Origin of the sequence: Sporosarcina cascadiensis (genome assembly GCF_009650995.1) — a bacterium.
Lineage (GTDB): Bacteria > Bacillota > Bacilli > Bacillales_A > Planococcaceae > Sporosarcina > Sporosarcina cascadiensis.
Genome location: NZ_WHVV01000005.1, coordinates 127,205 through 147,949, shown reverse-complemented (window position 1 = coordinate 147,949; position 20,745 = coordinate 127,205). Strand labels below are relative to the sequence as shown.

19 protein-coding genes are annotated in these 20,745 nt (G+C 45.5%); 10 read left to right on the top strand and 9 right to left on the bottom strand.

Annotation, left to right across the window (positions count from 1 at the left end; genetic code table 11):
* Positions 1-81: 81 nt before the first annotated feature.
* The 6 genes from GDZ68_RS07400 to pxpB form a co-directional block, all read right to left on the bottom strand.
* A complete protein-coding gene (locus GDZ68_RS07400; RefSeq protein ID WP_153721637.1) occupies positions 82-840 on the bottom strand; it encodes a LamB/YcsF family protein in 759 nt (252 codons plus the stop codon).
* Between the two features lie 13 nt (positions 841-853).
* Positions 854-2,146: a TRAP transporter large permease gene (locus GDZ68_RS07395; protein WP_153721636.1), complete on the bottom strand. Its 1,293-nt coding sequence runs from the start codon at positions 2,144-2,146 to the stop codon at positions 854-856.
* Between the two features lie 34 nt (positions 2,147-2,180).
* Entirely contained in the window at positions 2,181-2,720 is a 540-nt protein-coding gene (locus tag GDZ68_RS07390; RefSeq protein ID WP_153721635.1) for a TRAP transporter small permease subunit, read from the bottom strand.
* Positions 2,721-2,831: 111 nt separating this feature from the next.
* Positions 2,832-3,878 (bottom strand): TRAP transporter substrate-binding protein, encoded by a 1,047-nt coding sequence (gene dctP / locus GDZ68_RS07385; RefSeq protein ID WP_153721634.1) that lies wholly within the window; start codon positions 3,876-3,878, stop codon positions 2,832-2,834.
* Between the two features lie 104 nt (positions 3,879-3,982).
* Positions 3,983-4,942, bottom strand: a complete 960-nt coding sequence (locus GDZ68_RS07380; protein WP_153721633.1) for a 5-oxoprolinase subunit C family protein — start codon at positions 4,940-4,942, stop codon at positions 3,983-3,985.
* Positions 4,942-5,658 carry a 5-oxoprolinase subunit PxpB gene (gene pxpB / locus GDZ68_RS07375; RefSeq protein ID WP_153721632.1) on the bottom strand — a complete coding sequence of 239 codons (717 nt, stop codon included), beginning with the start codon at positions 5,656-5,658 and terminating at the stop codon, positions 4,942-4,944. Before pxpB ends, GDZ68_RS07380 begins: the two co-directional genes overlap by 1 nt.
* A gap of 302 nt (positions 5,659-5,960) precedes the next feature.
* Here pxpB and GDZ68_RS07370 point away from each other — a divergent pair, with 302 nt between their 5' ends.
* Positions 5,961-6,770: a polyphosphate polymerase domain-containing protein gene (locus GDZ68_RS07370; RefSeq protein ID WP_153721631.1), complete on the top strand. Its 810-nt coding sequence runs from the start codon at positions 5,961-5,963 to the stop codon at positions 6,768-6,770.
* Positions 6,739-7,425: a DUF4956 domain-containing protein gene (locus GDZ68_RS07365; RefSeq protein WP_228551037.1), complete on the top strand. Its 687-nt coding sequence runs from the start codon at positions 6,739-6,741 to the stop codon at positions 7,423-7,425. Before GDZ68_RS07370 ends, GDZ68_RS07365 begins: the two co-directional genes overlap by 32 nt.
* Positions 7,426-7,514: 89 nt before the next feature.
* Here GDZ68_RS07365 and GDZ68_RS07360 read toward each other — a convergent pair whose 3' ends face one another.
* The 3 genes from GDZ68_RS07360 to GDZ68_RS07350 form a co-directional block, all read right to left on the bottom strand.
* The gene (locus GDZ68_RS07360) at positions 7,515-9,071 is read right to left on the bottom strand and encodes an ABC-F family ATP-binding cassette domain-containing protein (RefSeq protein ID WP_153721630.1); all 1,557 of its coding nucleotides are present in this window, start codon (positions 9,069-9,071) and stop codon (positions 7,515-7,517) included.
* Between the two features lie 123 nt (positions 9,072-9,194).
* A complete protein-coding gene (locus GDZ68_RS07355) occupies positions 9,195-9,656 on the bottom strand; it encodes a RidA family protein (RefSeq protein ID WP_153721629.1) in 462 nt (153 codons plus the stop codon).
* A gap of 158 nt (positions 9,657-9,814) precedes the next feature.
* Complete coding sequence (locus GDZ68_RS07350) at positions 9,815-11,290, bottom strand: BCCT family transporter (RefSeq protein WP_153721628.1); 1,476 nt, start codon at positions 11,288-11,290, stop codon at positions 9,815-9,817.
* 462 nt (positions 11,291-11,752) lie between these two features.
* On the opposite strand from GDZ68_RS07350, the gene GDZ68_RS07345 reads away from it, so the two are divergent.
* The 8 genes from GDZ68_RS07345 (at position 11,753) to menC (ending at position 20,597) form a co-directional block, all read left to right on the top strand.
* Positions 11,753-12,640, top strand: coding sequence for a LysR family transcriptional regulator (locus tag GDZ68_RS07345; protein WP_153721627.1), 888 nt, complete (start codon positions 11,753-11,755; stop codon positions 12,638-12,640).
* A gap of 119 nt (positions 12,641-12,759) precedes the next feature.
* Positions 12,760-14,163, top strand: a complete 1,404-nt coding sequence (locus GDZ68_RS07340; RefSeq protein WP_376776787.1) for a YfcC family protein — start codon at positions 12,760-12,762, stop codon at positions 14,161-14,163.
* Positions 14,164-14,183: 20 nt separating this feature from the next.
* Positions 14,184-15,350: a M20 metallopeptidase family protein gene (locus GDZ68_RS07335; RefSeq protein WP_153721625.1), complete on the top strand. Its 1,167-nt coding sequence runs from the start codon at positions 14,184-14,186 to the stop codon at positions 15,348-15,350.
* Positions 15,347-16,453: a mandelate racemase/muconate lactonizing enzyme family protein gene (locus tag GDZ68_RS07330; RefSeq protein WP_228551036.1), complete on the top strand. Its 1,107-nt coding sequence runs from the start codon at positions 15,347-15,349 to the stop codon at positions 16,451-16,453. The genes GDZ68_RS07335 and GDZ68_RS07330 overlap by 4 nt, the downstream gene beginning before the upstream one ends.
* Positions 16,454-16,665: 212 nt before the next feature.
* Entirely contained in the window at positions 16,666-17,514 is an 849-nt protein-coding gene (locus tag GDZ68_RS07325; RefSeq protein WP_153721624.1) for a MurR/RpiR family transcriptional regulator, read from the top strand.
* A 14-nt stretch (positions 17,515-17,528) separates the two neighbouring features.
* The gene (locus GDZ68_RS07320) at positions 17,529-18,677 is read left to right on the top strand and encodes an amidohydrolase (protein WP_153721623.1); all 1,149 of its coding nucleotides are present in this window, start codon (positions 17,529-17,531) and stop codon (positions 18,675-18,677) included.
* Positions 18,674-19,495: a GNAT family N-acetyltransferase gene (locus tag GDZ68_RS07315; RefSeq protein ID WP_153721622.1), complete on the top strand. Its 822-nt coding sequence runs from the start codon at positions 18,674-18,676 to the stop codon at positions 19,493-19,495. Before GDZ68_RS07320 ends, GDZ68_RS07315 begins: the two co-directional genes overlap by 4 nt.
* On the top strand, positions 19,485-20,597 hold the full coding sequence (gene menC / locus GDZ68_RS07310; protein WP_153721621.1) for an o-succinylbenzoate synthase: 1,113 nt from the start codon (positions 19,485-19,487) through the stop codon (positions 20,595-20,597). The genes GDZ68_RS07315 and menC overlap by 11 nt, the downstream gene beginning before the upstream one ends.
* The last annotated feature ends 148 nt before the right edge of the window (positions 20,598-20,745 follow it).

The window sequence follows — 20,745 nt, the reverse complement described above, 5'->3', positions numbered from 1 at the left end:
CACCATTCTCTGTTTTCTTCAATCACAATAAAAAGAAGGACCACCGCGGCTAGTGCCGGATGGTCCTTCTTTTCATTCTGCTCAGCGCAGTGCCTTCAATTCAACGCCCTTTTCAGTCAGCGATCTTCTAATTTCCTTCACCAGCTCCACTGCTTCATAATTATCGCCGTGGACGCAGATGCTGTCTGCTTCGACATGGACTTCTTCGCCGTCGAGCGTGCGCACCTTGCCATGCAGAACCATATCCAGTATCTGATCGGCTGCTGCCTGCTTGTCATGAATCACGGAGCCTTCGACGCTGCGGTCCATCAACTTGCCGTCAGACGTATACCGGCGGTCGCCGAACACTTCACTCGCTGTCTGCAGCCCGACTTCCTTCCCCGCCCGGATTAATTCTCCACCTGCAAGTCCCATGAGAATTAAGTCGGGATTCACTGCATGCACGCCTTCTGCAATCCCCCGTGCCAGCCCATAATCCTTGGCCGCCATATTGTAAAATGCACCATGTGGTTTGACATGCTGCAATGTGCCGCCTGCCGCTTTTACAAAACCGTTCAGCGCACTCACTTGATACAGTACATAGGCCTTTGCTTCAGCGGGGGTGATGAACATCTGTCTGCGCCCAAAGCCCAATAAATCCGGAAAGCCCGGGTGCGCGCCGATTGCCACGTTATTATCCAGCGCCATTTCTACTGTCTTCTGCATCACAATAGGATCACCGGCATGAAAGCCGCATGCCACGTTGACGGATGTTACATATTGCAGGACCACCTCGTCATTTCCTACTTTGAAATTTCCGAAACTCTCTCCCAAATCACAATTCAAATCTACTTTCACCATTCATTCTTCACCTCTACATTTTATTTGGCAGCCATAAAATAATTTCCGGGAAGACGGTCACAACAGCTACGATCAGCAGAATGATCAAGAAAGAAGGCAGGGCATATTTTGCGATTGTTAATATGTCCTCTTCCACCATCCCGTTAATCACAAACAAGTTAAATCCGACCGGCGGCGTAATTTGTGCTACTTCGATCATAAAGATCAGATAAATACCGAACCACAACGGGTCAAAGCCGGCCGCAACAATTAATGGCAACACCAGCGGCATAGTCATCACAATCATTGAAAAACCGTCCAGTAAACAGCCTAAAATAATGTACATAATTGTTAAAATGACAATCAGCATATAGCTCGATAATCCCATCTCTGAGATAAACGCCGTCAACTTGGCCGGCATATTCAAGTAGCCTACAACGACTGACAGATAAGAAGCTCCCGCGACAATCAGCATGATCATCGTACTCGTTTTCACCGTTGCCAGCAGGACTTCCTTGAAAATGCTGATTGTTAACGTCCGCGAGAATAAGGCAAAGACCAAAGATCCGGCAACACCCACGGATGCTGCTTCGGTCGGCGTCGCCCAACCGGAATAGATACTTCCCAATACAAGCACGATCAGTACAATGACCGGCAAAATCAAAGGCAATGTCTGGAACCGGTACGCCCAGGAATATTTCTCGTCCCCCACTGCAAGACTTGGATTAATTAGGCATCTGATAATGATATAGCCGCTCAATCCGGCCGCCAGGATAATTCCAGGGACAATTCCTGCGATAAACAGTTTCCCGATACTGACATCCGCAACAATTCCATAGACGATCATCATCATGCTTGGAGGAATCAGAAAGCCAAGCGTTCCCGCCCCGGCAAGTGATCCCAAACTCAGGGAACGGTCGTAATTGCGTTTCGATAACTCAGGCAATGTGATCTTTCCGACAGTTGCAGTCGTAGCTGCAGAAGATCCGCTCACTGCCGCAAACAGACTGCTTGCCGCGATATTAACATGAATCAGGCGGCCCGGCAGAAAACTGATCCAAGGCGTCAGTCCTTTGAACAAATTCTCAGAGATTTTACTGCGAAATAAAATTTCACCCATCAAAATGAATAATGGCAACGCAAGCATAGTGGAGCTATTGGTGTTGTTCCAAAGGATATTGTTCATGATGGTCATCGGAGGGCTGCTCGTAAAGAACATCAAACCGCCAATTCCCACAAGAAACAGCGAGACGCCCACCCATATGGTACTTCCTAAGAATAGGACTAAGAGACCTATTAATGTGATTGATACAACGGCTAAACTCAAGGCTAGTCCCCCTTCATCTCAATAAATGCTATTGTTAACGGCCCAGTATATCAATTTCTTCTTCATGCTGTTCGCCGTAATCTTTATTTTTAATCTGCAAGATACATTTAAAGATTTCCGCGACAAACTGAAGTGAAATAAGTAAAGAACCAAAAGGCATAGCAAATTGTGGTATGGCAAGCATCGTTTTGGAGATCTGCATAGAACGTTTGCCAGTTGTAACAGCATCTAAAAAGTAATTCGTTGTTGCATAGGTGATAATAATAAATAAGATGAGTCCGACCACTAACGCATAAATCTCTAGCATGGCACGGGATTTTCCAGTCTTCACTACCCTGTATAAAAACTCCAGTCTGATATGACCCTTATCTTTAAGTGTATAGGCTAAACCGAAAAAGGTGATCGCCACCATGAAATACGCTGTGTATTCCTGAGTAATATAGAGCGTGCCATTGAATAAATTCCGAACGACAATCTCACCCATTACCAGCACGACACCCGCCATGATAAATATACCGGCAAGAATCCCAAAAAATTGAGAAAGTGCATCGATGATCCGTATAAATCTTCTCATGCTGTCTATCCCCTTTCCGCAAAAAATAGATTCATCAAATTTCAATAGAAAGCTCTTGGCATTCTTTTGAATAATCCGCCAAGAGCTTTCTACTCTATTCAAAGAAGCAGATTAACGTCCAACTTCTTTATTGAACTTTTCAATGATTTCCTTTGCTTCAGGCGGCGCAGTCTTCAGCCAGTCCTGTCTGATATCTTCTGTTACTTCCGCTAAGTTATCCATAAACTCCTGGCTTGGCTCAAGCGTCGTGATGCCATTTTCATTAACGATGGCTTCCATTTCTTTATCTAGCTTTGCACCGATTTCCCACATTTTCTCTTCCATTTCCTTGCCTGCATTAATGATTTTGTCCTGTGTTTCCTTATCCAACTTGTTCAGTTCGTCCAAGTTTACAGAAACAAAATTTGTTGCCATTGTTACGTTGGCAGGTACATAGTAATCAAGAACTTCCCAGAACTTCGCATCTACCCCAGTCGGAGTGGACGTCAATACAGAATCAATTACGCCGGTAGATAACGAAGAATACACTTCACTGAACGGCAGCGGGTGAGGTGTTCCGCCAGCAGCTTCTACTACCAATGCTCCGTTTTTGTCATACGTGCGCATCTTCAAACCTTTCATATCAGCCAAAGACTTTACTTCGTTCTTTGTCCAGAAACCTGCAGCCGGCCAAGGAGCGATATAAAGAATCTTTTGGTTCCACTTTTCTTCCGCCATTTTGTCAAAATAAGGACGTGCAATATCATTCAGAACTTTTCCTTCATCAAAGCTTTGAACTAAAAATGGCAATGTAACAATTTCGAATAAAGGCTCATCGCCCGCCACACCGCTCGTTAAGATATCTGATACCGGTACTGCGTTGTCACGCACAGCAGATAAAAGCTCAGGTCCTTCATAGCCAAGAGCTCCACCCAGCTGTACTTCCAATTTCACTTTTCCGTCTGTTGCTTCATCCAGCTTTTCAGCAAATTCCTTCAGTCCTTCGCCATTGTGGTTGTTTTCCGGGTATACAGAGTTGGCTACCCAGCTGACCGGCTTGTCCGAACTTCCGCCGTCGCTTCCGCTGGCTTTGTCGCCGTCTGCTTTGTCATTTCCGCAGCCCGCCAATACTAAGAATAAAGATAATACGGATGCTGCAAGTGTCATTTGTTTTTTCATGTTTTGAGTTCCCCCTCATATATTTTACTGTCACTACATTCCATCCAGCACTACCTCGTCCCTCCTTCAAAGTCGCGTAGTTTTATAATCTTTTTATTGTAAACTCACCGATTACTAACAGACAGCAAATTGAAAGCGCTTTCCTGTTCTGCCAGCAGGAGGTGGCTTTCTTCTATTTCAATCGCTTCAAAGGATATACGGTCGCCGGGCTTTCCCTGCGCGATTTTAAACAAGTCGACCGTCACGACTACGCCGATTTTGGGATACCCGCCTGTTGTCTGCCTGTCTGCTAATAAAAGTATCGGTTCGCCGTTGCTCGGTATTTGAATCGCACCGTTAGGAATAGGATCGGTAATTTGCTCTTGTGTAAGGTTGGTTTCCAAGCGCTCACCCTGCAGCCGATAGCCCATCCGGTCCGAGTGAGCAGATATTTCATAAGTACTCGCTAAGAACTTCTCTTGACTGTCCGGCGTAAAAGCATCCCACTGCGGTCCCTTGATGACCCGCAGTATAATTTCATTGGAGTACTCAGGAATCAGCTCACTGTGAAGACTCTTTCGATACCCTTTCTTCATTTCTGTCGGAGAATCGTATGTATAGAGTACATCACCTTTTTGCAGCTTTCTACCTTTATACCCGCCAATTTCTGCGCGCAGATAAGTTGAGCGGCTGCCCATCAGAAGCGGTGAATCAAACCCTCCCCTAATTGCCAAATATGCTCTGCATCCATCTATAATTGGGCCAAATTTCAAAACCGTACCCTTTGGCAAATCAATCTCAGTCCACAAAGGAATGGATTTCCCATCAGCGGAAGGAGATAGATTTCCGCCTGTTATGGCGATCTTGCAGTCTTCTAAAATGGTAAACACGGGGCCTGTCAGCGTAATTTCCAGCACAGCTGCATTTTCTTCATTGCCTGTTAATAAATTAGCCATCCGCATGGCATACTTGTCCATTGCGCCTGACACTACAATTCCATATTGCTGATAGCCTGAGCGGCCAAGATCCTGAATAGTTGTAAGCATTCCAGGTTTTATTACTTCCAATACTGCCGTGCTTTTCATTATATCGGGCTGCCTCCCTTTTTTTGCGGAGTGTTTTCATTCAGTAATGAGGAATATTGCTCTTCTGTAATAGGGATAAAGCGGATTGCGTCTCCTGCGGAAATCAATACAGGACGTTCAGTCTGTTCGGGTCTGAAAAGCGGTACAGGAGTTCTCCCAATGATTCTCCAGCCTCCCGGTGTACTCAGTGGATAAATACCTGTCTGCTGACCGGCAATGCCGACTGATCCTGCGGGTGTCTGCAATCTCGGTGATTTTAATCGGGGTGTATGTATTCTGGAATCCAATCCTCCCAAATAGGGAAATCCCGGGACGAAACCGATCATATAAACGCGGTAGGTTTCTTTGGCATGGATCCGTATAACTTCATCTTCTGTCAAATTGTGATACTCCGCTATAAAAGACAGATCAGGTCCTGCCTCGCCGCCATACCATACCGGAATCTCATGCACAGTCCGCTCTACTTTCATTCGGCTTGGCTCTGATACATCTATGGACTGGATGAGGTCCCTCAATTCATTAAAAGTGATTTGCAGAGGATTATAGTAAACCATCAAAGAGGCAAAGGCAGGAACTAATTCCACTGCCCCATGAATCTCTGCTTTCTGAATGCATTCGGTTAATCGGATGACTTTTTCATTTATGTCCTCAGAAACGTTCTGTTCAAATGAAATCAAAACAGCACAATCACCTGCAGGCCGACAATCAAATTGCATAATGTATTCTCCTATTCGATAAACCTAATTGACTAGTAATAAGTATACATAGAATAATAGTAAATTAGAATAATGTCAATGTTTTAATTATTATAATTTGCAGAAAGGTAAGCGCTTGCATTAATTGATTTGAAATTTTTTCCACCTTGCTTATTTGAATGAAATCCCTCTCCCCTTATGCGTTGCCCACTTTCATAATGAATTTACTTCTTCTCATCAAATTCTAATCTTTCCCTCTCTATCTGCTCATGTTCGTTTCGTATACTTAGACTATCGAATCAAACTGGAAGGAGCAGGTCAACATGGCGATTGAAATATTCAGCAGAAAAGAGCAGAAATACTTAATCACACGCCGCCAATACAGAGAGCTTTTGGAGAGGATCGAACCCGAAATGCGCAATGATAAAAATGGCGTGGACGGGAAATATTCCGTCACCAGCCTATACTTCGACAATGCGGAAAAAGGCATTTATTTCGAGACAAAAAACAAGCTGAAATATCGGCAGAAACTGCGCTTGCGTGTATACGATGACGCGGATCTCAACAGCACGGCATTCTTTGAAGTGAAGCAAAAACATAAGAAAGTTGTCAATAAACGACGCATGCTCTTGCCGCTCGGAGAAGCCTACCGCTATTTAGAAGAAGACGGACAGGCTGGGCTGGATCACTACGAAACATCCAATTCACAGGTCATGAAAGAGATTGATTACTTCCGTAAGTTCTATCATTTGCGTCCTGAAATGGTTGTATCGTACAGCCGGCACGCGCTGCACGGCCTGACCGATTCCGAACTGCGCATCACATTCGACTTCGATTTGAGGTGCCGCAAGGAAGATCTGCATATTGAAAACGGACCATATGGAGACCACTTCATAGATCCCGATCTGGTCGTACTAGAAGTGAAAGTCGATCACAGCGTGCCGCTTTGGCTCGCACGCATCTTACAGGAACTGCAATGTGAGCAGCGGAGCGCTTCAAAATTTTGCACGAGTACCGAACTGCTGAGCAGTGATATATTGCCGCATGCCGACTGTTTTGAACCAAAAGAATTGGAAGAACCGATTATAGGAGGAATAGAAAATGGATCAGATCACGAACTTGTTTTCATCTAACGGATTAGACGGTGCCGCGCCGACCATGTGGATGAGTATTTCTGCGATGGCGCTTGCCACCGTTCTCAGCTTAATTATTACGAAGGTTTACCAGATTACATTTACCGGCGAGCGCTATTCACAGGCGTTTGTTCATACGATTATCATGATGAGCGTCGTCGTGTCAGTTGTTATGAATGTCGTGAGTGATAATGCGGGAGTTGCCTTTGGTTTATTCGCCGTATTCTCCCTTATCCGTTTCAGGAGCGCTGTAACGAACGCCAAGGATATTTCATATATTTTCTTCGGACTGTGCGTCGGGATGACTGCAGGGCTGTTTCAATTCCCGCTTGCCATTGCCTTAACATTATTCGCAAGTCTGATTTTCTATCTCCTATACAAAGTTGACTACGGCAAAGGCAAAGATACACAAATTCTAAAAGTTACCGTGCCGGAGAATTTGAACCACGAAGACTTATTCGATGACATCTTGAATGACAAGACAGAATCCTATCAGCTTCGGCAAGTGGAGACAACAAACTTAGGAACGATGATTCTCTATACGTTTGCCATCCGCAGTAAAACTGATACAAAAGATCAGGACCTGCTCAATGAAATCCGTGTTCGCAACGCAAATTTGAAAGTATCACTTTCTTATTTGGAAATGCGGGACTGAATCTCTGTATTTTAAAACCCAACCGGCATTTTATAAAATCCGGTTGGGTTTTTTAACGTTTCACGTGGAACATTGTAGAATATTGTCAATTAGAACATTTTCGTTGTCCATGTTTCTCCGTTCCAGATTGTAGAGACCACGCCTTCATAAAAGTCCGGTTCATGGGAAATAAGCAAGATACTGCCTTTATATTCTTTCAACGCACGTTTTAATTCTTCTTTTGCATCGTAATCCAAGTGATTCGTCGGTTCATCGAGAACCAGCAAGTTTGTCTCTTGATTCACCAGTTTGCAAAGACGTACTTTCGCGCGCTCTCCCCCGCTCAGCACTTTCACTTTGCTTTCAATATGCTTCGTTGTTAATCCAACACGTGCTAACGCAGCTCGCACTTCATACTGCGCAAAGTGCGGAAACTCACTCCAGATTTCTTCCAGACAGGTGCGGTCTGAATCAGTTTTCATTTCCTGTTCAAAATAGCCAATCGACAGATGCTCTCCACGCTCTACTTTGCCCTGCAATGCCGGAATTTCACCCAGCAGACTCTTCAGCAGTGTCGTTTTACCGATGCCGTTTGCACCTGATAAAGCGATTTTCTGTCCGCGTTCCATCGTTAAATCAAGCGGCTGGGAAAGCGGCTCATCATAGCCGATGACAAGGCCTGTCGATTCGAATAAGTACTTACCCGGCGTCCGTGCCGTCTTGAAATCAAAATGCGGTTTCGGTTTCTCGGAATCCATTTCAATGACGTCCATTTTATCCAGCTTCTTCTGACGAGACATCGCCATTCGGCTAGTCGCGGCGTTGGCTTTATTTCGTGCGACAAAGTCTTTTAGATTCGCAATTTCCTTCTGCTGTTTCTTATAGGCCGCTTCCACTTGCTGCTGCTTCATTTCATGTACACGCAGAAACTCATCGTAATCACCGGGATAGCGATTAACCTGCTGATTTTCCATATGATAGATCAAATTAATGACACTGTTCAAAAAGGGAATATCATGCGAAATCAAAATGAACGCGCCGGGATATTCCTGTAAATAAGTGCGCAGCCATTCAATATGTTCGACATCCAGATAGTTCGTCGGCTCATCGAGAAGTAAGATATCCGGCGTCTCCAGCAGCAATTTTGCCAGCAATACTTTTGTCCGCTGTCCGCCGCTGAGATCATGGACATCGCGGTCCAGTCCGAATTCATTGAGACCGAGTCCGTTCGCCACCTCTTCCACTTTTGCGTCGATCATGTAAAAGCCGTTCTGCTCCAGAGCATCCTGCAGCTGCCCTGTTTCTTCCAGCAGTTTTTCCAGCTCATCAGGCTCCACTTCACCCATCTTGGCAAAGAGCTCATTCATCTCCGTTTCCATATCGTATAAATACTGGAACGCCGTGCGCAGTACATCACGGATGGACATCCCCTGCTTCAGTACGGCATGCTGGTCCAAATACCCGATGCGCACACGCTTTGACCATTCAACTGTACCGGCATCCGGTTCAAGTTTATGCGTGATAATATTCATGAAAGTGGACTTTCCTTCGCCGTTCGCACCCACTAATCCGATATGTTCTCCTGCCAATAAACGGAATGACACATCGTCAAAAATCGCCCGGTCTCCGAAACCGTGGCTGATATTTTTTACTGTTAATAAACTCATGTTGTACACCTGTTCCTTTTTATTTTAGGACTACCCTATGCTTTCCTTTATTTTACCACCCAGCGCCCTCAATTGCTTTATAAAACAGAAAACCAGCCTGATACAATTGGCTGGTTTTTCGCTTCAGTCTTCCAATTCAACAATCAGTTCAATTTCAACGGGTATATCAAACGGCAAAGTGTTCACCCCGATTGCAGAACGGGCATGCTTTCCTTTATCACCAAACACTTCAATAATGACGTCCGATGCACCGTTGATCACTTCCGGCTGGCGAATGAAATCATCTGTCGAATTAACAAAGCCAAGAATTTTCACGAAACTTTTGATTTTATCAAGCGAGCCCAGTTCATCCTGCAGATTACTCAGTAACTGCAGTGCAGTCCCTCGTGCAGCCTGATAACCCTGATCCATCGAAACATCGGCGCCAAGCTTTCCTGTCATTGCCGGATTCCCGTCCTTCATATAGCCTGCACCTGAAGAATACAGCGCATTGCCGATACGCGCCGACATTTCGTAGTTCGCCATAGGACGTGAGGGCGGCGGCAGTTGAATCCCCAACTCTTCAAGTTTTTCGTTGATGTTCATTAAACAGCCTCCAGTAAGTAAAATAGTGACTCGATCGTAACATGTCATACAAAAACGGTCAAAAGTATTTCAAAAACGAAAAGATTTTATACCCGCGGCGCTGCTAGATTGATCAATAACGAAAAAAGGAACACGCATATCGCATGTTCCTTTTATTATTAAGAATCAAGTTCTTGGTTCAGTGATTTAAACAGTGCGAACATCATAAATACGATGACGAACGAAAACGGCAGGGCCGCAATAATTATGGTGTTCTGCAAGGCTGCCAGTCCGCCTACTGAAAGCAAAATCAGCGCAATAGAGGATTGAATAATACCCCAGATGACCTTCACCGAGTTTGGCGGTGTCAGAGAACCGTATGTCGACTGCATACCGAGTACGTAGGTTGCCGAGTCTGCGGAAGTGATGAAGAAGGAAGTTACCAGAAGGATCGCGAATAATGAAATCACTGTTCCTAATGGAAGCTCATTAAACATCTCGAATATGACTAACTCAATATCGAGTGCCGCCAAGTTTACATTCCCTGCATTCTGTATATCGATTGCTGTCGTACCGAATGCAGCAAACCAGATGAAACCAAAGAATGAAGGGACAAGCAGAACGCCTGCCATAAACTCACGGATTGTCCGTCCTTTTGAAATACGCGCAATAAACATACTGACGAATGGGGACCAAGAAATCCACCAGGCCCAGTAGAATATTGTCCAGCCATCGAGCCAGCCCCGATTTTCTCCGTTCAACGGGGCTGTACCCATACTCATATCAATAAGATGTGTAAAATAACCGCCTACTGAATCAGTGAACATATTCAGGATCAGCAGTGTGGGCCCTAATATTAAAATTAATCCTAAAAGCGCGACTGCCAATAGTAAATTGGTATTTGATAAGTAACGAATTCCTTTATTCAGTCCCGACCAAGCAGATCCAATGAATAAGAACGTCACAACGGTCACGATGATAAATTGTGACTTGATGCCAATCGAAAACCCGAATAAATAATCCAGACCTGCGTTAATTTGAACAGCACCGAAGCCGAGGGATGTGGCTACGCCAAAAGCAGTTGCAAATACAGCAAGCACATCAATAACTGTCCCCCAAGGACCTTTCATTTTCGCTCCGAAAATCGGCTTCAATGTTGCTGAAATTAAACCAGGTTCACCTTTTCTAAACTGGAAGTATGCCAAAGCCAAAGCGACCATTCCATACAGTGCCCAGATGTGAAGGCCATAATGTAAAAATGTTTTCCGCATAGCTTCTTTAAATGCAGCAGCTGTAAATGGATCTTCAGTTGCCGGGACAGCGTAATGGGACAAGGGTTCTGCAGCGCCATAGAAAACTAAACCAATTCCCATACCAGCAGAGAACAGCATGGCAATCCATGTAATTGTAGAGAACTGCGGACGATCTGTATCCTTTCCGAGACGGATTTTACCGTACGGACTGAAAATCATGAAAATACTGAGTAATAAGAGCGCCGTCATGAGCAGCATATAATACCAGCCGAATGTAGACGCCACGAATGCTTTACCTGAATTCGTAATTTGTTCAAAATGCTCAGGATCAATAACACCATATCCAACTGCTAAAATGATTAACCCTATTGTAATGTAAAAAACATTTGATATTTTCTTCATATTTCCCCCTGTTGCCATAGTTTACACGAGCAGCTTTACACTATACTCTCCATTAATTAAGAAATCAAATGAAAAAATAAATTTTCTTTAATTTAATTAGTATGCAGGATAGCCGAAATACTGTGGTGACAACGTTCTTTCATTGATTATATTTTAATAAAAAAAATAAATTTCAGTAGAAGAAACGAAGTCATGCTGGGGTGCCTGTGCACGAAACATTCATGTTTGTTTGAACAAACATGAATGTTTGAATTAACACAATAGTTTGGCACACAGGCACCTCCCAAAAGGCCGGCTTAGAGATTCATTATTCCCTTGCTGGTTTTTTTATTATGCCCAAACCTCGGGAAATTATTTGGTGTGCAACCGTTTGAAGTTTTACATTCATTGATTATTTTGCGCACTGGCACCCTACACACTATACTTTATATAAGTCTTCATTAATGGAAGGAAGTGAACTTGATGGACTTACGGCATTTACAAACATTTCACATCGTTTCCGCCCATCTAAACTTCACCAAAGCAGCCCGGATACTGAACTATAGTCAGCCTACGGTCAGTCAGCAAATAAAGTCGCTGGAGATGGAGCTCGGTCATACCCTCCTGAACCGGGTCGGCAAGAAAATGTATTTGACGCCCGCAGGCAGTATAGTAAAGCGTCATACAGAAAGTCTATTTGGGACGCTGGACAGCCTGACAAGAGAGCTGAAAAAACTGGAGAAGCCGGCAGGCACCTTAATCATCGCCGCTCCTGAATTTTACTGCGGACGCTATTTATCTCATATTATCGGTCCCTATATTAAGTTATATCCAGATGTAAATCTAAAGCTGATTTGCTGTAATAGCGAAGAGACACTCAAGCTCGTCAGTTCCAATCAAGCAGATATCGGCTTTGTGGCCGGAAATTTATATCAATCCGGGATTGAAAGGCAATTAATCGATGAAGAAGAATTGATTTTGGTCGCCAATCCCCTGTTGACAGCCGTCAGCCCCTTGCAAAATATGTTTGATTCCCATCCTTTTATTACCTACGGCTTAACGGATATCATCCAAAATTGTCTGGATGAAATACACTGTATCCCAAAAACAATCGTTGAATGTGGAAGCGAAGAGGCTATTAAACAAGCGGTCATGGGGCAGGCAGGCATTGCATTGCTGAGCGACCGGATTATTGAAAATGAACTTCACCGTAAAGAACTGAAAGTACTGAGCCGGTTTTCACATACTATGCCTACCTATCTGATTTATCCTGAAAATCTGAGAGGCTTCAGCACGGTCAGTACGTTCACAGATCTGACCATCGACATGTGGAGGTCTCTCACTGACTTCCCTAACTGTAAGGATCTCTAATAGTAACCATTGAAAACTCTAATTTCCGCTCCTGCTCTGTTTCTTATACAATGAATAAACAGAAATTTATATTTATGCATTCATTGTTTTAAACTTGCAGGAATTGGAGAGTGAGCACATTGAAATCATCAAGTGATACACCGAAAAAAGAGAAAAGCGGGATCAATGTCTTTGTTCTTCTGTTTTGTCTTATTGTTATATCCGCCGGTCTGACCTATGTCATACCTGCTGGCGAATTTGAACGCACAGTAGTGGACGGCCGAGAAACGCTTCTGCCTGATCAGTTTTCATTCGTTGACGGTCAATCGGCCGGGTTCTTGGATATTTTCAGTAATATTCATTCAGGGATGGTGCTGGGCGCTTCGATCATCTTTTTCGTACTGATTGTAGGAGGTTCGTTTGGAATTTTGACTGCAACCGGGGCATTGGATGCGTTCATTACGATGCTGTCGGTCAAAATGGCACATCGCGGAAAACTAGTGATCCCTGTCCTGATGTTCTTCTTTGCCTGTGCAGGATCGTTAATGGGCATGTCAGATGAAACGATTGTTTATATCGGAATATTGGCCCCGCTGGCTGTCGCACTGGGATTTGATGCAATTACCGGTTTTGCGATCGTCACACTCGGCGCTTCTGTCGGATTTTCATCTGCCGTCATGAACCCCTTCACAGTCGGGATTGCGCAGGATTTGGCGGGACTGCCTACGTTCTCGGGCATTTTCTTCCGCATTGTCTTATTTATCGTCCTTTACATAGCAGCCGTCTGGTATGTGTACCGCTATGCAGGAAAAGTACAAAAAGATCCGTCAATCGGGCTTTACGGCAACTACCCGGCTGGCAAGCAGGACAAACTTGACGGTTTATCCGGCACAATGGCTGCACGGCATAAACTGGTATTGCTCATATTCTTGCTGAATTTCGTCATTCTCATGTTCGGCGTCATTAAATTAGACTGGTACATCACAGAGATTGCAGGGTTATTTCTCATGTTCGGCGTGTTTATGGGACTGGCCGGCAGACTGCGCCCTTCTGAAATTGCAGACAGCTTTGTGCACGGAGCCGGCCAATTAATCGGCGGCGCCTTAATTATCGGACTGGCACAGACCATTTTAGTGACATTTAAGGATGCGCAGTTATTAGATACAATCCTTTATTATACAGCCGGTGTACTCGATGTCCTTCCCGCTGCCCTCAATGCAGTCGGCATGTTCATCTTCCAATTAGGCCTGAATTTCCTGGTGCCTTCCGGAAGCGGGCAAGCCGCGCTGACGATGCCAATTATGGCTCCGCTGGCTGATATGACAGACGTAACGCGCCAAACTGCTGTACTCGCATTCCAGCTTGGCGACGGAATGTCGAATCTTATTTTTCCTACCGTCAGTTTCTTGATGGCAGGACTCGCAATGGTCGGTATTTCCTGGACTAAGTGGGTAAGATGGGTCTTCCCTTTTATGCTGATCCAGGTCACCATCGCGATTATCGCACTGCTAATTGCACAATTTATTCAATACGGACCTTTCTAATGAAATGAAGGAGGATTTTCATGATTAATCAACCAACCATTGAATCCCTGGCTGAACAGGCGATTCAGGACAGAAGACATTTACATCAATATCCTGAGCTTTCAGGTGAGGAATACGAAACTTGTGACATGATACGGAAACGTCTTGAAGGGCTTGAAATTGAAATTCTGGATTATGCATTGCCGAGTATTGTCGGCTTCGTTAAAGGAACAAGCGGCGGGAAAACTATCGCACTGCGGGCAGATATCGACGCGCTTCCGATCCAAGAAGAAGGAGACCTGCCGTACGCTTCCACACGTCCAGGCATCTCCCATATGTGCGGGCATGACGGACATACCGCAGTCTTGCTGGCCGTAGCGGAATGGCTGGCTGCCAATCGGGACGCCGTCCAGCCGAATGTTTATCTGCTATTCCAGTCTGCCGAAGAAATCACTCCAAGCGGTGCACAGGCTCTGGTGGCACAAGGCGTTTTAGAAGATGTCGACGCAGTGTTCGGTCTTCATTTGTGGCAAGGGATGAAAAAAGGCCTGTTCGGTATTACACACGGACCAATGATGGCTTCAATCGACGACTTTGAGATTACGATCACAGGCTCGGGCGGCCACGGTTCGGCACCTCATGAAGCCGTGGATCCGATCTATATTTCCACACATGTCATTCAGGCATTTCAAAATATTATCAGTCAAAAACTGAACCCGTTGGATGCCGCGATCATTACGGTAGGCAAAGTCGAAGCTGGCAGCTCACCAAACGTCATTCCAAATAGCGCGAAGCTGACCGGTACAATTCGGGCGCTAACACCGGAAGCTGTCGCGACGATCAAACAGCAAATGGTCCGAATGTCAGAAGGGATTTGCCAGGCATTCGGGGCCGCTGCGCAAGTGGAGTTCATCGTCGGGACTCCCCCTCTCGTCAATGACGAAGTGCAGGCGCGCTTTGTCGAACAAGTGCTGACCGATACGTTTGGTAAGGACAGAGTGGAACTCATTGAGCCCACGATGGGCGGAGAGGATTTCGCTTACTATTTACAAGAGAAGCCAGGCGCCTATCTATTTGTCGGAATGGCGAGCGAAACCAGTGCCTATCCACACCATCACCCGAAATTCAATATTGATGAAGAGATGATTCCTGATGCCATTCGAGTCTTCATTGAAATCTTACAGCAGTTTAAGGAAGAATCATTATGATTATTAAAAAAATCGATATATTTGCGGCGCGCCTGCCGCTTAAAGAACCTTTTGTCATTTCTTATGTGCGGCTGGAAGACATGCCAACCATATTCGTCCGAGTAGAAACAGACAATGGATTTGACGGCTGGGGCGAAGCAGTGCCCGATCAGAACGTGACAGGCGAGACGTGGGAAAGCACCTATCATGTCATTGAAAAAGAACTTGCCCCGTTATTAATTGGAGAAAGTCCTTTTTCCATCGACAAGATCCATCAACAGTTTGCGAAAAAGATTTTGGGGACGCCTTCCGCTAAGGCCGCGCTCGATATCGCCCTTTATGACCTCATGGGTAAAGCAGCAAATTTGCCGCTTTATCAATTGCTCGGCGGCAGTTCTCATGAGGAAATAACAGTTCCTCAAGTGCTGAGCATTAAACCGCCTGCTGATATGGCAGAAGATGCACGCCGCTATGTCGCAGAAGGATTCCGCAGCATTAAGATCAAAGTCGGCACTGACGCAGCTACAGATATCGAACGCATCCGGCAAGTCCGGCAGGCAATCGGAAAAGAGGTCCAGCTGCGCGTGGACGCCAACCAAGGATGGAACCGCCACGAGACCTTGCACATCATTCGTGAAACGGCAGATTGTCAGGTGGACTGGTTTGAACAGCCCGTTGCTGCGCACGACCTGAAATCGCTGGCCGAAATCCGAGCCGTCTCCCCTGTTCCGATTATGGTCGATGAAGGCGCCGGCAACACAGTTGATTTATTACAAGTTATTGAGCTTCGGGCGGCCGATCTCGTCAATATCAAGCTGATGAAAGCCGGTGGAATTTATCCGGCACTGGCCGTAACCAGTATGGCGGCAGCGGCCGGCATGCCTTGCCAGCTCGGTTCTATGGTGGAATCTGCTATCGGCACGATGGCAGGTGCCCACCTGGTAAAAGCGCAGTCTAATATCAAGTCTAATGAAATGGTCGGACCGCTGAATTTCACAAAAGATGTGGCAGTGACTATATTTGACAACGATATACTTCATTTCAGCGGCCTTCCGGGATTGGGCATTACAGTTGATGAAAATTATGTGCAGGAGATTACAAAGTTCTCTTGCACGGTTCAGTAAACGGGTGCCTGTGTGCGAAACATTTATGTTTGTTTGAACAAACATGAATGTTCGAATTAACACGATAGTTTGGCGCACAGGCACCTTTCAAAAGGCCGGCTAAGAGATTAAGTGGATTCTCTTGCCGGTTTTTTTATTGAATGATTTGAAGTTTTACATTCACTATGTTTAAATGAATGAAGGATAAACTTCATTCATTGGCAGGTGACTTTATGACAACCTTGCACGAAACTATTAAAACGCACTATTCTTCCTTATCACCCGGCCAGCAAAAAGTAGCTGCCTTTTATATTGAACATCCGCAAAATGCAGCGCTGTCAACCGCTTTTCAAATCGGAAAGCAAACCGGCGTCAGTGAGACAACAGTCATTCGGCTCGCCTACGCACTTGGTTTCAGCGGTTACTCTGATTTACAGCAAGCACTGCGGAATGATTGGCTTGTACCGAAGCAGTCTGTAGCTGAAGGATTTACTTCAAAGAATGAGCCGGATGACAGCAGCAACTTCATGCACCAGGTCCTCGAAAAAGAGCAGATGATCCTGCAGCACACGGCGGAACAGTTGAATATAGGCGATGTACAGGCCATGGCGGACACGCTCATTCAATCGGATCGCGTATACATCGCCGGTTTCGGCAGTTCGTATGCAGCAGCGTATTGGTTATTTTTTTCCTTGAAACAACTGCGGAACGACGTGGTACTTGCCAGTCCCGCCGGTTTTATGACCGAGGACGTCTGCGATTTGGGTGTGAACTCGACTGCCGTAATTTTTTCCTTTCCCCGCTATCGAAATGATACTTTACAAGCGGCAACTATGGTAAAAGGACAAGGAGCAAAACTGATCGGTATCACCGACCGGACCCTATCTCCAATTGGCCGGCTGGCAGATATGATATTCAGCAATTCGGATAATGAAGCCGCCGATACCCATTCTATGGCCTCCATTATAAGCTTTCTCGATACACTGCTTGCCGGCATACGTATATATAATTCGGAGGATATAGCCAAACGGCAGCAGCAACTCGAACACTTATACACAGAACAGCAGTTATTTTCAGAATAAAGGAGGCTACTTCATTGGATAAACCTTTTCAATTCATTACAGACTGCAAAGAACAGATTCTGCAGACCTACCGGGAACTTCATGAACTGGCGGAGCCCAGCTGGGAGGAACAGCGGACGTCCCGTTATTTGCAGGAAAAACTTTCATCGGCGGGTCTTCAAGTAACCTCTTTTGCAGGACATCATGGGTTCATCGCGGAGATTCCCGGGGAGAAAGAAGGCGTCATTGCGCTGCGTGCCGATATGGACGCGCTCGTACAGGAAGTAAACGGCGAAATAATAGCCAATCATTCATGCGGGCACGACGGGCACAGCACAATGGCGCTGTACACCGCTTTAGCATTGAAAAACAGTGATATGCAGCTCAGCCATACCATACGCTTTATTTTTCAGCCTGCGGAAGAACTTGCAGAAGGTGCGCTGCAAATGATGGAGGAAGGTGTATTGAACGATGTGCTTTTTCTGGGCGGAGTTCATGTCCGGCCTCACACAGAAGTTCTGTTTGGACAGGCAGCCCCTGTCATTCTTCACGGTTCCTCCTCTACTATAAAAGGGGTCATCACAGGAACACCTGCCCACGCTGCGCGTCCGGAAGAAGGTAATAATCCGATTGAAGCGGCCAGTATGCTGATACAGTCGCTGCAACGAATCCGGCTGACCGGCGGAAAGAAGTTTTCTATTAAGATGACGGAGTTGCACAGCGGGGAAACGAGCAACTCGGTTCCGGCATCTGCTCGTTTTACACTGGACATCCGTGCGGAAGCAAATGAAACGATGGAAGCACTGCTTGAAAAGACAGTTCATCTATTGAAAAGCACAGCCGCTTTGACGGAAACAAAGATTGATTATGAAACAGCGGGCTACTCTCCTGCCGCCATCGAAAATGCGGCCGCAGTCCGTATTGCACGGCAGGCAATCCGCTCTGTTTTAGGAGAAGAAAATACTGCAGGACCGTGCATCTCGCAAGGCGCTGAGGATTTTCATTTCTATACATGGAAGACACCTCATATTGCGGCCACAATGATAGGATTGGGCTGCGACCTGAAGCCCGGGCTTCATCATCCGCAGATGTCTTTCAACACTGACGCTCTGATTTACGGCACAAAAATTTTGACTGAGATGATCATACGGGCAGATCGCGAAATGGAGGCAGATAAACAGTGAAAAACGTAATAAATATATCCATCCGCCTGATTGAAACAATAGACGAGTTACACAAAGTTCATGCACTCGAAGCGGGTATCTGGGGAGAAAATGATACCGTGCCGATCAGTCATATGACAGCTTCACTGAAGAATGGCGGACTGATTGTCGGCGCTTTTGATGAAGACCGGTTGATTGGCTTCCAATACAGCTTCCCGGGATTCGACGGGCAAAATGTGTATCTGTATTCTCACAATCTGGGCATTCATTCTGACTACCGGAAATTAGGCATAGGCGAACAATTAAAGCTCGAGCAAAAACAGGCGGCGCTGAAACTGGGCTACAGCCGTATTATTTGGACGTACGATCCGCTGGAGACAGTCAATGCAAATTTAAATCTTCATAAACTGCGGGCAAGAGTTATTTCATATACGGAAAATGCCTATGGCGACATGACCGGCGGGATAAACGGCGGCATTCCGACTGATCGTTTCACAGTGGAATGGATGATTCAAGAACAGTCATCCAGGACGAGTTCTCCCGATTTACATACCATTCCCTTACTGATCGACACACGCTGCAGTCATGGTTTCTTAATTGCGGAGAAATCACACTGGCGGAAAGGTGATCAGCTAGTAGGTGTTCCGGTTCCGGCAAACTTCCAGGAACTTAAACAGCATGATTTTAACGAAGCAATGATTTGGCGGGAAAAGACCAGAGAAATCTTTGAGGATTATTTGGAAAACGGGTGGATCGTGACGGATCTAGTTAAGCACCCCGGGGTTCAAGAAGGATATGTCTATATTTTAGAGAAACGGGGAATTTCACATGGAAATTAAAACAGTTATTTTACGATATATGAAAATGAGAATGCTGCATCCTTTTAAAACGAGCGTGGGAGTAGAACAGGATAAAGATTTTATTTTGGTGGAAGTAAAATCAGCAGGCGGGCAGTCGGGATACGGTGAATCAGTCGCGTCCATCGCGCCGCTGTTCCATGAAGAAACAGTGAACACCAACTGGCATATGCTCGAGGATTACTTGGTTCCGCTGTTGTTAAAATCAGAAATTCAGCATCCTGATGACGTTTCAAAAGTTTTTGAGCACTTTAGAGGGAATTATAATGCAAAAGCGGCGCTTGAAGGAGCCGTATGGGATTTATACGCAAAAGAACAGAATCTTTCGCTGGCTGCAGCACTGGGCGGAACGAAAAAACAAATTGAAGTCGGCGTCAGTGTCGGCATTCAGGAGACAGAAGCCAAGTTACTGCAAAAACTGGAAGGTTATCTGGCACAGGGTTTCCGACGGATCAAAGTCAAAGTCATGCCGGGAAGAGATTTGGATATTTTGCAGGCAATCCGCAGCGAATATCCAAATATCCAGCTGATGGCGGACGCGAACTGTGCGTATACTTTGAATGATATCGATCACTTGCGAAGATTTGACGAGTTTAATCTATCGATGATTGAACAGCCTCTTGCCCACGGAGATATCATTGATCATGCACAGCTGCAGGCAAAAATCGAAACACCGATCTGCCTGGACGAAAGCATTCATTCTGCAGAAGACGCCAGAAAATCAATTGAACTTGGCAGTACAAAGATCATTAATTTAAAAATCGGGCGCGTCGGCGGTTTGACGGAATCGAAAAAGATCCACGATATTTGTGCAGAGCACAATATTCCGCTCTGGTGCGGCGGTATGCTTGAAGCAGGTGTCGGACGCGCACACAATATCGCCATCACGAGCCTGCCGGGCTTTACGCTGCCTGGCGACACGGCCCCTTCCGCCCATTATTGGGATGAAGATATTATCTTGCCGGAAGTCACGATGCATGATGGTCTGATTGATGTACCAGAGACGCCAGGCATCGGATTCGACTTGAATTGGGATAAGGTGGAGGAATGCATGGTGCACAGCCGGGTGTTTCACCGGGGTTGAAGATATTTAATATCATAACAAGAAGAGTGCATTGTCGCCTTAAAACCACTTTGGTGCTGAGAAAATATTAAAATTAGTATAAGTTAAACTGTTCCTTGAAATAAGGAACAGTTTTTATTTTTATATATTCTATAGAATATAGTTGACA

What these genes read in the sequence shown, in the direction of transcription:
- GDZ68_RS07370 (WP_153721631.1), top strand. Translation starts at nt 5,961, where the DNA reads ATGGCGATTGAAATATTCAGCAGAAAAGAGCAGAAATACTTAATCACA.
- pxpB (WP_153721632.1), bottom strand. Translation starts at nt 5,658, where the DNA reads ATGCAATTTGATTGTCGGCCTGCAGGTGATTGTGCTGTTTTGATTTCA.
- GDZ68_RS07400 (WP_153721637.1), bottom strand. Translation starts at nt 840, where the DNA reads ATGGTGAAAGTAGATTTGAATTGTGATTTGGGAGAGAGTTTCGGAAAT.
- dctP (WP_153721634.1), bottom strand. Translation starts at nt 3,878, where the DNA reads ATGAAAAAACAAATGACACTTGCAGCATCCGTATTATCTTTATTCTTA.
- GDZ68_RS07335 (WP_153721625.1), top strand. Translation starts at nt 14,184, where the DNA reads ATGATTAATCAACCAACCATTGAATCCCTGGCTGAACAGGCGATTCAG.
- GDZ68_RS07350 (WP_153721628.1), bottom strand. Translation starts at nt 11,290, where the DNA reads ATGAAGAAAATATCAAATGTTTTTTACATTACAATAGGGTTAATCATT.
- GDZ68_RS07380 (WP_153721633.1), bottom strand. Translation starts at nt 4,942, where the DNA reads ATGAAAAGCACGGCAGTATTGGAAGTAATAAAACCTGGAATGCTTACA.
- GDZ68_RS07355 (WP_153721629.1), bottom strand. Translation starts at nt 9,656, where the DNA reads ATGAACATCAACGAAAAACTTGAAGAGTTGGGGATTCAACTGCCGCCG.
- GDZ68_RS07365 (WP_228551037.1), top strand. Translation starts at nt 6,739, where the DNA reads ATGGATCAGATCACGAACTTGTTTTCATCTAACGGATTAGACGGTGCC.
- menC (WP_153721621.1), top strand. Translation starts at nt 19,485, where the DNA reads ATGGAAATTAAAACAGTTATTTTACGATATATGAAAATGAGAATGCTG.
- GDZ68_RS07360 (WP_153721630.1), bottom strand. Translation starts at nt 9,071, where the DNA reads ATGAGTTTATTAACAGTAAAAAATATCAGCCACGGTTTCGGAGACCGG.
- GDZ68_RS07330 (WP_228551036.1), top strand. Translation starts at nt 15,347, where the DNA reads ATGATTATTAAAAAAATCGATATATTTGCGGCGCGCCTGCCGCTTAAA.
- GDZ68_RS07390 (WP_153721635.1), bottom strand. Translation starts at nt 2,720, where the DNA reads ATGAGAAGATTTATACGGATCATCGATGCACTTTCTCAATTTTTTGGG.
- GDZ68_RS07345 (WP_153721627.1), top strand. Translation starts at nt 11,753, where the DNA reads ATGGACTTACGGCATTTACAAACATTTCACATCGTTTCCGCCCATCTA.
- GDZ68_RS07325 (WP_153721624.1), top strand. Translation starts at nt 16,666, where the DNA reads ATGACAACCTTGCACGAAACTATTAAAACGCACTATTCTTCCTTATCA.